The organism is Dactylosporangium sp. NPDC005555, from assembly GCF_040605635.1.
GTDB lineage: Bacteria > Actinomycetota > Actinomycetes > Mycobacteriales > Micromonosporaceae > Dactylosporangium.
In genome coordinates, this window is the sequence record NZ_JBEXDG010000014.1 from 139,110 (window position 1) to 154,329 (window position 15,220).

Sequence of the window (15,220 nt, forward strand, 5' to 3'; positions counted from 1 at the left end):
AGATGATCAGTGGACGTGCAGCGGCTTGCCGGCGAGCGCCAGGAACGCCTCACCGATCGCCTCGTTCTGCGTGGGGTGCATGTGCACGAGCGGGGCGACGTCGCCCGGGAAGGCCTCCCAGTTGTAGATCAACTGGCCCTCACCGATCAGCTCGCTCACGCGCGCGCCCACCATGTGGACGCCGACGACGGGGCCGTCCTTGACCCGGACCAGCTTCACGAAGCCGGCGGTCTTCAGGATCTGGCTCTTGCCGTTGCCCGACAGGTCGTACTGCACCGTCTCGATCTTGTCGCCGTGCAGCTCGCGGGCCTTCGACTCGTTGAGCCCGACGGACGCGACCTCCGGCTCGGAATACGTCACGCGGGGGATGCCGGCCTCGTCGATCACCTGCGGGTGCTGCCCGGCGATCTCCTCGGCGACGAAGATGCCCTGCTGGAAGCCGCGGTGCGCGAGCTGGACGCCGGGCACGATGTCGCCGACGGCGTAGACGCCGGGGACGCTGGTGCGCAGACGCTCGTCGGTGATGACGAACCCGCGCTCCATCTTCACGCCCTGCTCCTCGTAGCCGAGGCCGGCGGTCGTCGGGCCACGGCCGACGGCGACGAGCAGCAGCTCCGCCTCGATCGTGTCGCCGCCCTGGATCGTCACCTTGACGCCGTCGCCGGAGCGCTCGACCTTCTCGAAGGGCTTGCCGACCTTGAACTTGATGCCGCGCTTGCGGAACGCCCGCTCCAGGGCCTTGGAGCTCGCCTCGTCCTCGACCGCGATGAGCCGCGGGAGGGCCTCGACGATGGTCACGTCGACCCCGAAGGACTTCCACGCGCTGGCGAACTCGCAGCCGATCACGCCGCCGCCGAGGATCACCGCCGACGCGGGCACGTGGTCCAGGGTCAGGGCGTGCTCGCTGGTCAGCACCCGCTCGCCGTCGACGTCCAGGCCCGGCAGGGACTTGGAGTAGGAGCCCGTCGCCAGGACGACGTTCTTGCCCTTGTACCGCGTGCCGGACACCTCGACCGTGTCGGCGGCGACGAGCCGGCCCTCGCCCTCGATCAGCGTCACCTTGCGGGCCTTCGCCAGGCCCTGCAGCCCCTTGTAGAGCTTGGTGACGACGCCGTCCTTGTAGGCGTTGACCGCCTTCATGTCGACGCCGTTGAACTTCGCCTGGACGCCGAACTGCTCCGCCTCGCGGGTCGCGTCGGCGACCTCACCGGCGTGCAGCAGCGCCTTGGTCGGGATGCAGCCGCGGTGCAGGCAGGTGCCGCCGAGCTTGTCCTTCTCGACCAGGCCGACGGACAGGCCCAGCTGTGCGGCGCGGAACGCCGCCGCGTAGCCGCCGCTGCCGCCGCCCAGGATCAGGACGTCGAAGGAGTTGGCGTGTGGGTCGCTCACGAATTCTCCCAGGTGATGCACGGACCTGTTGGGTCCGTGATGGCATGACGATCCTTGGCCATCTTGTCACCACCCTTGTCCGCCTGCGACGGTAGGTGCCCCGACGGCGCCCGCCGGGTGCCCGGTCACACGGGATCGTCGGGGGATCTTCACGGGGAGGGAAACGGATCGTGGCCTGGTTCCGCCGGAGTAGACCCGCCGCAGGTGGACGCACCGCTAGCCGCGAGGATCTGCGGCATCTGGAGGAGTTCGTCCGGTCGCGGCGGGGCGTCGAAGGGTTCATCGAGCCCCGCACCACAGTGACAGAAACGACACTGTTGCTGATCGCACACGACGGCGAGTGGACCCGCCGCCGCGTCGACGACCCCCGGGCGGCGCGGCAGTTCGCGCACAAACTGAGCATGCCGATCTACGACGTGGCCCTGGTCGGCTACCCGCAGCGGATGCGCGACTACAACGCCCGCAACAAGCGTTCCTAGGCTTCCGCCGCGATCTCCTCGACCAGGCTGACGAGGGTGCGCACCGGCACGCCGGTGCCGCCCTTCGCCCAGTAGCCGAACGCCTCACCGGAGTGGTAGCTGGGACCGGCGATGTCGATGTGCGCCCACTGGACGCCCTCGGCGACGAACTCGGACAGGAACACGCCACCCTGCAGCATGTGCCCGGCCCGGTCCATGCCCGCGTTGACCTGCGAGATGTCGGCGACCTCGGAGTCCATGCCCTGGCGCACGTCGTCCGGCAGTGGCATCGGCCACGCCGGCTCACCGGTCCGCTCGCCCGCGTCACGGACCCGCTCGCACAGCTCCGGCGTGCCCATGACCCCGGCGATCCGCTTGCCGAGCGCGATGACCTGCCCGCCGGTCAGCGTCGACACCTCGAACAGGTAGTCGGGCTCGTCCTCGCAGGCACGGGCGATCGCGTCGCCCAGGATCATGCGGCCCTCGGCGTCGGTGTTGAGCACCTCGACCTTGTGCCCGTTGTACATCGTCACGACGTCGCCCGGCCGGTACGCGCTGCCGGACGCCATGTTCTCGGCCATCGGCGCGTACGCGACGACGGCGACCTTCGGCTTCAGCGCCGCGATCGCGATCATCGTCGACACGACCGCCGCCGCGCCCGACATGTCGGACTTCATCTCCCACATGCCCTGGGCGGGCTTGATGGACACGCCGCCGGTGTCGAACGTGATGCCCTTGCCGACCAGCGCCACTCTGCGGGTCGCGCCCGCCGGCTCGTACGCGATGCGCACCAGCCGTGGCGCGGCGGCCGATCCCAGCCCGACGGCGAGGATGCCGCCGTAACCCTGCTTCGCGAGGGCCTTCTCGTCCAGGACGGTGACGTCCAGCTGCGCCGCCGCCGCGGCCTCGGCGGCCTGCGCGGCGAACTGCGGCGGCCGCAGTTCGTTGGGCGCGGTGTTGATCCAGTCGCGGGTGCGGGCCACCGCCGCCGTGACCGTGCCGGACCGCTTCACCGCGGCCCTGGCGAGCTTCGCCGCGGCGTCGGGCACGTGCAGGACGACCTTGCGGACCGGGTCGCGACGCGCCGCGGACGGCTTCGTCTTGTACCCGCCGAAGCGGTACGCCCCCAGCGCCGCCCCCTCCGCGACGGCCCGCACGCCGGCGGTCAGCTCGTCGTCGGTGGGCGCGTCCCGGTCCGACAGCGGCAGCACGAGCGCCACCGACGCCGACCCCGCCAGGGCGCGCGTCGCGGCACCGGCGGCCCGGCGCAGCGTCTCCGCCGCCGGCGCGGCACCCGACGGCTCCGCGCCGAGCCCGACCGCCACGACGAGCGGCGCCGTCACGGCACCGAACGCGGGGACCTTCGTCACCTCGCCGACCGCGCCGGTCGCGCCGAGGACGTGCAGCGTCTCCGCCAGCCCGCCGCCCGGCCGGTCGCTGAACGCCGCCGCGACGCTCTCCGCACCGGAGGCGAGCAGCAGCTTGGCGTCACCGCCGTCATGTGCGTACACGCCGACGACCACGGCGTCCACGGCGAGTTCGGCGGGGTCGGTGTCGACCAGGTTCAGGGCGGTCACTCGGGCTCCACATCACTGGTGGTGTTCTGCGTCAGCGTCGGCTGCGGTGGTACCGCATCCTCAGCATGCCGCCGAATCGGGTGCTGGACACGATAACCAACGCGATAGGTTGCGGGCATGACGCAACCCTTGCGGCACCCCGCGTTGTATCACCGTCATGCGGCGCTCGGTGCCAAGTTCGCGGCGTTCGGCGGCTGGGACATGCCGCTGGAATACGCCGGAGGCGGCGTGCTCAAGGAGCATACGGCGGTCCGCGAGGACGCCGGCGTGTTCGACGTGTCGCACCTGGGCAAGGCCCGGGTGCGCGGCCGCGGCGCGGCCGACTTCGTCAACCGCTGCCTCAGCAACGATCTCAATCGTATCGTCGCAGGTCAGGCCCAGTACACCCTGTGCCTCGACGAGCACGGTGGCGTGGTGGACGACCTCATCGCGTACCGGTTCGGCGACGACGACGTCTTCCTCGTCCCGAACGCCGCGAACACCGCCGAGGTGGTCCGCCGCCTCGTCGAGGCCGCGCCGACCGGCATCAGCGTGATCGGCCAGCACGAGCTCTTCGCCGTCCTCGCCGTGCAGGGCCCCCGCTCCGCGGAACTGCTCGCCGGCCTCGGCCTGCCCACCGACCACGACTACATGAGCTTCACCGTCTCCGCCTTCAACGGCCATGACGTGGTCGTGTGCCGCACCGGGTACACCGGCGAACACGGCTATGAGCTGGTCGTGCCCTCCCACGACGCCCACGGCCTCTGGGACGCGATCGTCGAGGGCGGTGCCCGCCCGTGCGGCCTCGCCGCCCGCGACACGCTGCGCACCGAGATGGGGTACCCGCTGCACGGCCAGGACCTGTCGCTTTCCATCAGTCCCGTCCAGGCCCGGTCCGGCTGGGCCGTCGGCTGGGGCAAGGACCAGTTCTGGGGCCGTGACGCGCTCCTCGCCGAGAAGGCCGCCGGCCCGCGCCGCCTCCTGTGGGGCATCGAGTCCCTGGACCGGGGCATCCCGCGCGCCCACATGACCGTCCTGGCGGCCTCGGGCGACACCGCCATCGGCGAGGTCACCAGCGGCACCTTCTCACCGACCCGCAAGGTCGGCATCGGGCTCGCCCTGATCGACACCTCGGCGGGCGTCTCCGAGGGCGCGGAGGTCACCCTCGACGTCCGCGGCCGCCGCTCGAACGTCCGCGTCGTGAAGCCACCGTTCGTGACGTCGAACGTGCGCTGAGCCGTGGTCCGGGTGGGGTCGCCGGCCGGCACCCCACCCGCTCCGGCGGACCGGGCCGCGGCGGCGGCGGTCAGGGGGCGGTGGCGAGGACCAGCCAGGCGGTCATCGTGGCGAGTTCCACCGCCGCGCCGATCACGTCGCCGGTGACGCCGCCGAGGCGGCGGTGCGCGTGGCCGGTGACGGCCCAGGCGGCGGCCGCGGCGAGGAGGACCGCCAGGGGGCCGCGGACGGGGTCGGCCAGGGCGGCCGCGGCGGCGACGAGCAGCGTGATCGCGGCGACCGCGGCGCGGGGGAGGGTCTGCGCGACCAGGGCGCCGAGACCGTCGGGGCGGGCCGCGGGCAGGCCGGCGCGGCAGGCGACGGTGGCGCCGAGGCGGCCGGCGGCGGTGCCCGCCACGACCAGCGCGAGGACCTCCGGCCACGGGCGGGCGTAGACGCTGGTCAGGGCGGCCACGTCGAGGAGCAGGACGGCCACGATCGCCACCACGCCGAACGGCCCGATGTCCGACTTTTTCATGATTTCAAGTGCTTTGTCGGCGCCCTGGTACGAGCCGAGACCGTCGGCCGTGTCGGCCAGGCCGTCCAGGTGGAGGGCGCGGGTGCACACCGCCGACAGCGCCACCGTCGCCGCGGCCGCCATCAGGGGTGACGCGCCACCGGCGCGGAGCCCGAGCGCGAGGCCGCCCAGGACACCTCCCAGCATGACACCGACCAGCGGCGCCAACGCCATCGCCGTGCGGGCCGTCGGCCGGTCGAAACGGGCGACGCCGGCGGGGGCGATGGTGAAGAGGGTCAGGGCGAGCCTCAGGCCTCCCACGACGGTTTCACGAAGGGCATCTCGGCGGTGGGGGAGTCGGCGACGACCCGCTGGATCTCCGCCTCGATCCGCTCCTGCTCGGTGAGCCCGTCCTCCGGCTCGACGACCGGCTCGCGGGGCGGGGTCGCCGCGGCCACGGTGAGCGCGGTGTTGACCAGCGGCAGCGCCACCAGCGACGCGCCGCCCTCGCCGAGCGCCAGCTTGAGCTGCAGGAAGGGGGTGACCCCGAGCACGTCGGCGCCGAGCTTCACCGTCGGGTTCTCGCCGTGGTCGGCCATGAGCAGCCAGTGCCGGGTCTGCGCGCCGTAGTCGCGGGCGACGAGGCCCGCGGCGATGCCGACCGGACCGTCGATCATGACCGGCAGGCGGCGGGAGGCGGCACCGAGGAGGATGCCGGTGGCGACCGCGATGTCGCCGCCGCCGAGCATCGACAGGACGGTGTGCGGCTCGCGGCTGCGGGCGCGGATGCGGTGCCGGGCGTCGCGGACGGCGGCGACCTTGCGGATCCAGGCGGCGTCGTTGACGAAGCCGGACGCGTCGACGACCCGTCCGAGCATCGCGGCCGGCTCGCCGCCGGTGAGGACCGCGACGATCGCCGCGGCGGCCGCGTCGGAGCCGGCCCCGCACGCGGCCAGGACGAGCAGGTCGACGCCCTCGTTGGCGGCGGCGTCGGCGAGCCGCCAGCCGAGCGTCAGGGCCGCGTCGACGCTGCCGTCGTCGAGGGCGTCGTGCAGCTCCGCCGGGCCCGCCTCGGGGCAGTCGATCGCCTGGACGCTGGCCCCGGCGGTCGCGGCGAGCACGGCCAGGGTGCCGGTGCCCTCCACGACGTCCTCGAGGCGGCGGTCGGCGGCGGCGGCCGAGTCGCCCGCGGCGAAGCCTCCGGTCCGGTCGCCGCGCAGGACGAGGACCCGCGGCCGCTGCCACGGACGCGGGTCGGGCCGGCCCTGCGTGCCGCCGGCGAAGCGGACGACGGGCACGAGCCCACCCAGGCCCGCGCCGTTGAGACGAAGGGTGAGCAGCCGCTCGCCGGCCTCGGCCGCGGTCGACTCGTCGGGCAGCGGCAGCTCCATGCCCGGCTGGAACGACAGGGTCTCGCCGCTGTCCGCGGTCGACAGGACCGCACCGGCGACGGTGCCGGAGAACTCGAACGGAGCGGGAGCGGGCGCGGCAACGAAACGGCCCCCGGCGTGGCCGACCTCCGAACCGCCACGCAGCCAGGTGACCTCCCCCGCGACGACCATCGCGACACCGTCGCTGGCCGCCGCGACCCGCTGGTTGAGCAGCCCGTTGGCGTCGGCGAACGTGCGACCGGCCTGCGTCGTCGGCACCACGGCCAACCCGACCTCGGGGGCGACCAGCACCAGCAGCGCGGCCGGGCAGGCCCGCACCGCGTCGCCGAGCGCCGTGATCCGGCTGTCGAGGGCGCTCGGGTCGGCCCAGTCACCGGCGGCGTCGAACATCGCCGTGAGCCATCCACCGAGGTCGTCGACGAGCAGGACGTCCTCGGGTTTCGCGCCGTGCAGGAGGTCCGCGAGGCGGTCCGGCTCGGTGCCGACCTCCTCGGTGCTCCAGCCGGCGGGCCGCCGGGCCCGGTGCCGGGTCAGCCGCGCCGACCAGGCCTCGTCAGGGAGCCCACCGGGATGCTCCGGCGCGGTCGCGACGTAGCGCACCCGCTCCGCGTCCGCGACGAGCGACTCCGCTACTTCCGACTTCCCGGACCGGATTCCACCGAGCACCAGCAACCGCATGCCCCGTACTTTATGACCCAGGGTTCACTTTCCGGTGGGCGGCATCGGCACATCGCCCTCAGCCCGATACGCTCGAAACTACCTACCTGGGACGGGAGCGTGACTGATGGCGTGGACGTGGCAGTTCGAAGACGCTGAGAACCGGGCGGTCGACGGCCCGAACGAGGCGTTTTCCAGCCAGTCCGACGCGGAGTCCTGGCTGGGCCAGAGCTGGCGTGAGCTGGTCGCCAAGGGCGCGACGACCGCGATCCTGACCGAGGACGAGCGCTTGGAATACAAGATGAGCCTCCTACCGGCGGGGGGCTGACGGCGATGGCGTTCGGCCGGTCACCGGGCCGGGTCGGGGGACTGCCCCGCGAGGCGTTCCGGCCGAGTGCGCTGTTCCTGGGGATCCTCGCGGCGTTCGTCATCTCCGGATGGCTGACGTGGACCGGGTTCGGCGACCCCGGAATCGACGTGTTTCTCTTCGTCGTGACCGGCTGGACCGTTTCGCTGTGTCTGCATGAGTACGCGCACGCCCTGGTCGCCTTCAAAGGTGGCGATCATGACGTGGCGCACCGTGGCTATCTGACGCTCGACCCGTTGAAATACGCGCACCCGCTGCTGTCGATCGTGCTGCCGGTCGTGTTCCTGCTGATCGGCGGCATCGGCCTGCCGGGCGGGGCGGTCTGGGTCAACCACGCGGCGATCCGCAGCCGCTTCATGGACAGCCTGATCAGCTTCGTCGGCCCGGCCACCAACATGGTGCTCGCCGTCGTGCTGGTCCTGCCGTTCGCCCTGGGCCTGGACAACGGCGGCGACCCGGCGTTCTGGGCGGGGCTGGCTTTCCTGGCGTTCCTGCAGCTGACGGCGAGCATCCTCAACTTCGTGCCGATGCCGGGCGTCGACGGCGGCAACCTGCTCTTCCCGTGGCTGAGCCCGCAGTGGCAGCGCGGCTTCAACCACGTCGCGCCCTACGGGATGCTGCTGCTCATCGCGCTGCTGTGGTCACCGGTCATCAACGACTGGTTCTTCACCGTCGTCCTGGGCATCGGCGACGTGATCGGCCTGCCCGACAGCCTGGTCGGCAGGGGCCTCGGCCTGTTCCGCTTCTGGTCGTGAGACGGGGGCCGCCGCGGCGGCCCCCGTGACACTACGGACGCTGAGCGGGACTGACCGTCTTGCGCGGGTCGCGCTCCACGACCGCGTCGAGGACCTCGTCGATCCGCTTCAGCAGCTCCGCGTCGAGCTTCACGCCCGCCGCCTTCACGTTGTCCTGCAGCTGCTCCGGCCGGGTCGCCCCGACGATCGCCGAGGACACGTTCGGGTTCTGCAGCACCCACGCCACCCCGAGCTGCGCCATCGTCAGCCCGGCCTGCTCGGCGAGGGGCTTGAGCTGCTGGACAGCGGTGAGGACCTCGTCGCGCAGCAGCGAGGCGATGAAGTTGGCGCCCGACTTCTCATCGGTGGCCCGCGACCCCGCCGGCGGCGGCTGACCCGGCTGGTACTTGCCGGTCAGGACGCCCTGGGCGAGCGGCGACCACACGATCTGCCCGATCCCGAGCTCCTCGGACGCCGGGACGACCTCGGCCTCGATGACCCGGTACAGCGCCGAGTACTGCGGCTGGTTCGACACCAGCTGGACGCGCAGCTCCCGGGCCAGCGAGGCGGCGGCGCGGATCTCGTCGGCCCGCCACTCGGACACGCCGATGTAGAGCGCCTTGCCGCTGCGCACGACGTCGGCGAACGCCTCCATCGTCTCCTCGAGCGGCGTCGAGGAGTCGTAGCGGTGCGCCTGGTACAGGTCGACGTAGTCGGTCTGCAGCCGCCGCAGCGAGCCGTTGATCGACTCGAGGATGTGCTTGCGGGACAGGCCGCGGTCGTTACGGCCGGGGCCGGTCGGCCAGTAGACCTTCGTGAAGATCTCCAGGCCCTCGCGGCGCTGCCCCTTCAGCGCGTCGCCGAGCACGACCTCCGCCCGGGTGCCGGCGTAGACGTCGGCGGTGTCGAAGGTGGTGATGCCGAGGTCGAGGGCGGCGTGGACGCAGGCGGTCGCCTGCTCCGCCTCGACCTGCGAGCCGTGGGTGATCCAGTTGCCGTACGAGATCTCGCTGACGAGCATCCCGGACCGGCCGAGGTGACGAAACTCCATACCCTCTTGCTTACAGGACCGGACGCCCGCCCGTACAACTACATGACGGGCCGGGTGTCGGCGAGCAGGCGGTCGATCTCGTCCGTCACGCCCATCCGGCTCGGGAACGTGGCCTCGATCACGGTCCGGCCGCGCCGGTCGAGGGCGCCCCAGCGCTGCGAGTCGTCCGCGATCAGGAACGCGACCGGGTGGATCATCAGCGTGTGGTGGATCGGCGGCACCAGGACGCGCCCGGACCGGTCGACGACCCCCTTGCGCCCGTCGAGGGACACCACGGCGAGACCTTCGTCACTGAAGCCGTCGATGTACCGGCCGTCGAGCAGTGCCGTGGCGAACCCGTCGTACTGGAACGACACGACGACCCGCCCGATGCTGTCGACGGCGCCCCAGTGCTCGCCGCGCCGGACCGCCGCGACACCCCGCCGGAACGGCCGGACGTCGTCGAACCCGGTCGAGATCAGCACCGCGTTGGTCTTGTCGATCGCGATCCACCGGTTGGTGCCGTCCCGCGACACCCAGGCGACGCCGTCGGAGAAGCTGCCGACGCCGAGATACCCGGCGGCCGGCTCGATGAGCAGCTTGCCGGTGTCGTCGATGAGCTCCCAGTTCTGCGAGCCCTGCCGCTGGACCCACGCGACGCCGTCGCGGAACGGCTGCACGTCCAGGTACCCCGGGCCGATGCAGAAGTTGCCGTCGGGCTCGATGTAACCCCAGCGCTGGGTCTGCTCGTCGAACGCCGGCGCCGGTGACCTGCGGATCTGCAGGATCTCGTCGCGGCTGCGCGGGTACGGGCCCCAGCCCTTCTCCGCGACCCGCCGGAACACGGCGTCCAGCGCGAGCTCGGTCTGCGCGATGAGCTCCGGGTCCTCTTCCTTGCGCAGGTCGAGGGCCCGTTCGAAGTGGTTGCAGGCCTCCATGTACCGGCCCTGGTCGTAGGCGCACTTGCCGGCGTGCTGGTGCATGGTGGCCCGCAGCCGGTCCGGCAGCTCGCTGGAGTTGGCGAGCGTGAACAGCCGGTCGGCCTCCTCGAACTCCTCCCGCCACTGCAGCACGTGCGCGAGCCGCGCCTGCGCGATCGCGATCCGGCGCAGCTCGCCGGTGGCCTCGGCGTGCGCGAGGGCGAGCTTGCCGTCCGCGAACGCCTTCGGCAGGTCGCCGAGGATGCGGGACACCACGGCGCGCAGGCTCAGCAGCCGCGCCCGCGTCGGGTTGTCCTCGACGCGGTTCAGCTTCGTGGTCAGCGAGTCGCGGATCTCGGTGAGCTCCCGCACCTCGTCGCCCTCGATCTGCTCACGCAGCGTGTCGGGGTCGAAGCGCCACACGTAGCCGGCGAGGACCTGCTCCGGGTCGGGCCCCGCGGTCTCCTCGCCCTTCGTCTCGCCCTTGACCTCGTTCGGGGCGGGCGCCGGCGGCAGGAGCGCCGCGAGCTCGGCCGGGAACCCTTCCGCGCCGGGCCGCACGATCGGCAGATAGCCCGTCGCCTGCAGCCCGTCGACCCCGGCCCCGGTCAGCGTCGCGGAGCGATAGGCGTCCATCGCGGTCTGCTGCACCGCTGCGGCTCCCTCGGTCTCCGGCTGCTGCGTCGGTACGTCCACCGCCTGCTCCTGCGGTGCTGCGCCTCCGGCGGACCCGAACGCGTTGAACGGCGCATCCGGTGCGTCCAGCGGCGGCGCGCTCATCGGCCGCACGGACACCGCCGGGAGCTCGTCGGCAGGCACCTGCTCCGCCGTCGGCGGCCCCGCCTGCTCCGGCACCACGCCCCGCTCCTGCACCGCAGGCTGCCCCGGCGCGACCTGCTCCGGCCCGGCGTACGACGGCCCGGCGTGCGACGGTCCGACGTGCGGCGGTGTGGCGTGCGGCGGTGTGGTCTGGGACGGCACGGCGGACACGGGCACCGCCGAGACCGGCGCGGCGGAAACCGGAGCGGCCGAGACGGGGACGGACGACACGGGTGCGGAGGAGACGGGGCGGTTGCCCGGGTCACCGTCCCAGCCGGGTGCGGACGACACAGGCCGGTTGCCGGGGTCAGCGCTCCAGCCCGGTGCGGAGGAGACGGGCCGGTTGGTGGGGTCACCGTCCCAGCCGGGTGCGGAGGAGACGGGCCGGTTGGTGGGGTCACCGTCCCAGCCGGGTGCGGAGGACACCGGCCGGTTGGTGGGGTCGTCCTGCCAGTCATGGCCGGACGCCGGCGGATGCGGCGCCGAGGACACCGGAGCCGCCGAGACCGGCGCCGAGGACACGGGTGCGGAGGACACCGGCCGGTTCGCCATGCCCTGGTCGCCGCCCTGGTCGCTGTGGACCGGCTCGTGCTGGACCGGGGCGCCATACGTCCGCGCCGCCGGCGCACCCTGCTGCGGGGCGCCGTACGTGCGTCCCTGGGGCGGCGGTGCGCCGTGCTGACCAGGACCGCCGTGCGGGGGCGGTGCGGTGTGCTGGGCGGGGGCGCCGTAGACCGTGGAGCGGCCCTGCCCGCCGTACGTCGTCCCGGCCGGCGGTGCGCTCATCGGCGCGTCCACCGGCGGCGGGGCGCCGTAGACCGTGGCCCTGCCCGCGCCGGACCGACCGGCCGGCGCAGTCGTCCCGGCGGCACCGCGGCGCACCCGGGGGACCTCGTCGGTCGGCTCGTCCAGGGCGGGGTTGCGCGGCCGGCCGTGCCCCTGGTGCTGCGGACGCCCGTGCCCGGCCGGCGGGCCGTCGTAGCCGCGCCGATCGTCATAGGGTCCGTCGTACCCGCGCCGCGGGTCGTCATAGCCGCGCCGGTCGTCATGCGGGCCGTCGTAGCCGCGCCGGTCGTCATGCCCGCGCTCGTAGGGGCCGTCGTAGCCGCGCCGGTCGTCGACCGGGCCGTCGTAGCCGCGCCGGTCGTCGTAGCCGCGCCGGTCGTCGACCGGGCCGTCGTAGCCGCGCCGGTCGTCGTAGCCGCGCCGGTCGTCGCGCCCCTGCTGCGGGTGCCGCCCCTGCGGGTGGCCCTGCTGCGGGTGCGGCTGTCCCTGATACCCGCCCTGCTGAGGACGCCCCTGCTGGGGGACCGGCGGCGGCTGGTACCCCTGCGGCGGCTGCTGCCCGGGATGACCTTGCTGCACCGGATAGCCGCCCTGCTGCGGCCCCTGCGCCCACCGCGGCTGCGGCGCACCCTGCTGGCGGCCGCGCTCGTCGGCAGGCCCGCCACGGAACTCGCCGCCACGTGGGTCACCGGGCCGTAGATCACCGGTGCGTGGGTCGCCGGAGCCGCCGCGGAACTCGCCGCCACGCGGGTCGGCCGTGCGCGGGTCGCCGGAGAAGCGTGGGTCGCCGTACTGCCGGCCCTGGCCGCGGCGGCCGGACGGGTCGTCGCCCCGCTGCTCGCCGCCCTGGTGCTCAGGCCCGCCGCGACCCGGCGGCGACTGCTCGTCGCGGCGCTGCTCCGGCACCCTGCCCCACGGCATCGTCGGCACTGCGGCCCAGGTGGGCGCGGCGGTTCCCGGCTCTTCCCCCGGGTACTCGTCGCTCACAGCTTCGCTCTCCTCGCCCCGCTCCGGCACCAATCATGCACCGGCGCTCGCCACACGCCTACCCGGTGAAATCGTGGTCCGGTCGCGAAGGGAGGGTACGGCTTAGGAGCCGTCCACCGCCACCGTCGGGCGGGGCGCCGCCGCCGAATCGTTGTCGCCCCGTTGCCGCCCGGAGGGTCTGATCCGCCCGCCGTCCGGGGGTCAGATCTTGGCGCCGACCTTCACCTGCGGTTTCGGGTTGCGGATGAAGCGGAACGAGATGGCGCGCATGATCGCGTAGAAGTACAGCCGGCCGAGCTTCTCGGTCGAGCTGGGGTAGCGCTCCTTGACGAGACGCTTGATGGTGCGGGAGATCAGGAAGCTGTCGATCGCGGTCGCGACCGCCATGACACCGAAGAGGGCGTTCGCCGCCAGATAGATGCTCGGGTTGAGGTCGCGGTTGAAGCCCACGAGCATCACCAGGAACGTGGTGCCGAAGAAGAACGTGCCGATGGTCCGCCGGGAGTCGACGATGTCGCGCACCAGGCGCCGCTCAGGGCCCCTGTCGCGGGGGAGCAGGAAGCGCTCTTCGCCGTTGGCCATGCCCTCGCGGGCCTCGAGCCGCTCGGCCCGCTGCCGCTCCCGCATCTTCTTGGCGGCCTCGCGGCGGTTGGCCGCGGGCGGCTCGGCGACGCGCCGGCCGGCCACGACCCGCTTCGGGGTGGTCTTGCCCAGGTCGCGCTTGCTCAGCGTCTGGCGCCTGTCGGCCGTGACCTCGGACGTCTCGGGTTCGGCGGCGGGCGCCTCGGCGGGCTCTGCTGACTTACGGGAAAACAACGACGGCACGCGTGAAGGGTAGCGGACAGTAGGCGGGCGTCCCAACGCTCGGGGCGCCCGCCGCGCGGATCCGCGTCAGCCCAGCTCGACGTGGGCGCCGAGGCCGTTGAGTTTGGCCTCGAAGTCCTCGTAGCCGCGCTGGATGAGCTTCACGCCGTACACGCGGGACGTGCCCTCGGCGGCCAGGGCCGCGATCAGGTGGCTGAACCCGGCCCGCAGGTCGGGGATCACCAGGTCGGCGGCGTGCAGCTTGGACGGGCCGGCGATGACCGCGGAGTGCATGAAGTTGCGGCGGCCGAAGCGGCACGGCGTCCCGCCGAGGCACTCCCGGTACGTCTGGATGGTGGCGCCCATCTGGTTGAGCGCGGCCGTGTAGCCGAGGCGCCGCTCGTACACGGTCTCGTGCACGATCGACAGGCCGCGGGCCTGGGTGAGCGCCACGACCATCGGCTGCTGCCAGTCGGTCATGAAGCCCGGGTGGACGTCGGTCTCCATCGCGACGGCGTTGAGCTCGCCGCCCGGGTGCCAGAAGCGGATGCCGCCCATGCCCGGGGTGTCGTCGATCTCGAACGCGCCGCCGACCGAGGTGAACAGGTTGAGGAACGTCATCATGTCGGCCTGCCGGGCGCCGCGGACGAACACGTCGCCGCGGGTGGCGAGGGCCGCCGCGCCCCAGCTGGCCGCCTCGATCCGGTCCGGGATCGGGCGGTGGGTGTAGCCGGTGAGCCGCGGCACACCCTGGATCTCGATCACGCGGTCGGTGTGGACCTTGATGATCGCGCCCATCTTCTGCAGGACGCAGATGAGGTCGATGATCTCCGGCTCGACCGCGGCGTTGCGCAGCTCGGTGACGCCCTCGGCGCGCACGGCGGTGAGCAGGATCTGCTCGGTCGCGCCGACGCTCGGGTACGGCAGCTCCAGCTTCGCGCCGTGCAGCCCGTTGGGGGCGGTGATGTCCATGCCCTTCTCGGACTTCTCCACGACCGCGCCGAAGTCGCGCAGCGCCTGGATGTGGAAGTCGATGGGCCGCCCGCCGATGTTGCAGCCGCCGAGGTCGGGGATGAACGCGTGGCCGAGCCGATGCAGCAGCGGCCCGCAGAACAGGATCGGGATGCGGCTGGAGCCGGCGTGCACGTTGATCTCGTCGACGTTGGCCGACTCGACGTCGGACGTGTCGAAGTGCAGCTCGCCGTCGAGCGCGCCGCGCGTGACCTTCACGCCGTGCAGCTCGAGCAGGCCGGTGACCACCTCGACGTCGCGGATCGCCGGCACGTCGAACAGCGTGCTCGGGGTCTCGCCCAGCACCGCCGCGACCATCGCCTTGGAGACGAGGTTCTTGGCACCGCGCACCCGCAGCTCGCCGTTGAGCGGCGCGCCGCCGTGCACGGTGAGGACGTCACCGGCGTCGTAGTTGGTCACGGAAAGACCCTCCTGCAGGCAGGGATTGAAGGCAGATGTGCTGACGGAGCGTGAACCCGCGCAGCAGCATAACCACATCTACGGCATGCGAACGCAGACCGCACGTCCGTCATGGCACGAAGACGTGACTCCGACAGCGATCATCCTCCGGCCGCCACT

At 72.8% G+C, this 15,220-nt stretch carries 12 protein-coding genes; 4 read left to right on the forward strand and 8 right to left on the reverse strand.

Annotation, left to right across the window (positions count from 1 at the left end):
• Window positions 1-6 precede the first annotated feature (6 nt).
• Window positions 7-1,389 (reverse strand): dihydrolipoyl dehydrogenase, encoded by a 1,383-nt coding sequence (gene lpdA, locus ABZS58_RS18540; protein ID WP_354782908.1) that lies wholly within the window; start codon window positions 1,387-1,389, stop codon window positions 7-9.
• A 170-nt stretch (window positions 1,390-1,559) separates the two neighbouring features.
• On the opposite strand from lpdA, the gene ABZS58_RS18545 reads away from it, so the two are divergent.
• Complete coding sequence (locus ABZS58_RS18545) at window positions 1,560-1,868, forward strand: hypothetical protein (RefSeq protein WP_354782910.1); 309 nt, start codon at window positions 1,560-1,562, stop codon at window positions 1,866-1,868.
• Here ABZS58_RS18545 and ABZS58_RS18550 read toward each other — a convergent pair.
• The gene (locus ABZS58_RS18550) at window positions 1,865-3,424 is read right to left on the reverse strand and encodes a leucyl aminopeptidase (RefSeq protein ID WP_354782912.1); all 1,560 of its coding nucleotides are present in this window, start codon (window positions 3,422-3,424) and stop codon (window positions 1,865-1,867) included. The genes ABZS58_RS18545 and ABZS58_RS18550 overlap by 4 nt on opposite strands.
• 117 nt (window positions 3,425-3,541) lie before the next feature.
• Between ABZS58_RS18550 and gcvT the strand changes: the two genes are divergently transcribed.
• Complete coding sequence (gene gcvT, locus ABZS58_RS18555) at window positions 3,542-4,639, forward strand: glycine cleavage system aminomethyltransferase GcvT (protein ID WP_354782914.1); 1,098 nt, start codon at window positions 3,542-3,544, stop codon at window positions 4,637-4,639.
• Between the two features lie 70 nt (window positions 4,640-4,709).
• Here gcvT and ABZS58_RS18560 read toward each other — a convergent pair whose 3' ends face one another.
• Together ABZS58_RS18560 and ABZS58_RS18565 are read right to left on the reverse strand one after the other, a co-directional pair.
• Window positions 4,710-5,456, reverse strand: coding sequence for an adenosylcobinamide-GDP ribazoletransferase (locus tag ABZS58_RS18560; RefSeq protein ID WP_354782916.1), 747 nt, complete (start codon window positions 5,454-5,456; stop codon window positions 4,710-4,712).
• Window positions 5,444-7,204, reverse strand: coding sequence for a bifunctional adenosylcobinamide kinase/adenosylcobinamide-phosphate guanylyltransferase (locus ABZS58_RS18565; protein WP_354782918.1), 1,761 nt, complete (start codon window positions 7,202-7,204; stop codon window positions 5,444-5,446). Before ABZS58_RS18565 ends, ABZS58_RS18560 begins: the two co-directional genes overlap by 13 nt.
• 106 nt (window positions 7,205-7,310) lie before the next feature.
• Here ABZS58_RS18565 and ABZS58_RS18570 point away from each other — a divergent pair, with 106 nt between their 5' ends.
• Together ABZS58_RS18570 and ABZS58_RS18575 are read left to right on the forward strand one after the other, a co-directional pair.
• The gene (locus ABZS58_RS18570) at window positions 7,311-7,511 is read left to right on the forward strand and encodes a hypothetical protein (protein WP_354782920.1); all 201 of its coding nucleotides are present in this window, start codon (window positions 7,311-7,313) and stop codon (window positions 7,509-7,511) included.
• A 5-nt stretch (window positions 7,512-7,516) separates the two neighbouring features.
• The gene (locus ABZS58_RS18575; RefSeq protein WP_354782922.1) at window positions 7,517-8,305 is read left to right on the forward strand and encodes a site-2 protease family protein; all 789 of its coding nucleotides are present in this window, start codon (window positions 7,517-7,519) and stop codon (window positions 8,303-8,305) included.
• 31 nt (window positions 8,306-8,336) lie between these two features.
• On the opposite strand, the gene ABZS58_RS18580 is transcribed toward ABZS58_RS18575, so the two are convergent.
• From ABZS58_RS18580 to murA, 4 genes are all read right to left on the reverse strand, one after another.
• A complete protein-coding gene (locus ABZS58_RS18580) occupies window positions 8,337-9,335 on the reverse strand; it encodes an aldo/keto reductase family protein (RefSeq protein WP_354782924.1) in 999 nt (332 codons plus the stop codon).
• 38 nt (window positions 9,336-9,373) lie between these two features.
• Window positions 9,374-12,826 carry a WG repeat-containing protein gene (locus ABZS58_RS18585; protein WP_354782926.1) on the reverse strand — a complete coding sequence of 1,151 codons (3,453 nt, stop codon included), beginning with the start codon at window positions 12,824-12,826 and terminating at the stop codon, window positions 9,374-9,376.
• A gap of 201 nt (window positions 12,827-13,027) precedes the next feature.
• Entirely contained in the window at window positions 13,028-13,651 is a 624-nt protein-coding gene (locus ABZS58_RS18590) for a DUF3043 domain-containing protein (protein ID WP_354782928.1), read from the reverse strand.
• 66 nt (window positions 13,652-13,717) lie between these two features.
• Window positions 13,718-15,061: a UDP-N-acetylglucosamine 1-carboxyvinyltransferase gene (murA, locus tag ABZS58_RS18595; protein ID WP_354782930.1), complete on the reverse strand. Its 1,344-nt coding sequence runs from the start codon at window positions 15,059-15,061 to the stop codon at window positions 13,718-13,720.
• Between the last annotated feature and the right edge of the window lie 159 nt (window positions 15,062-15,220).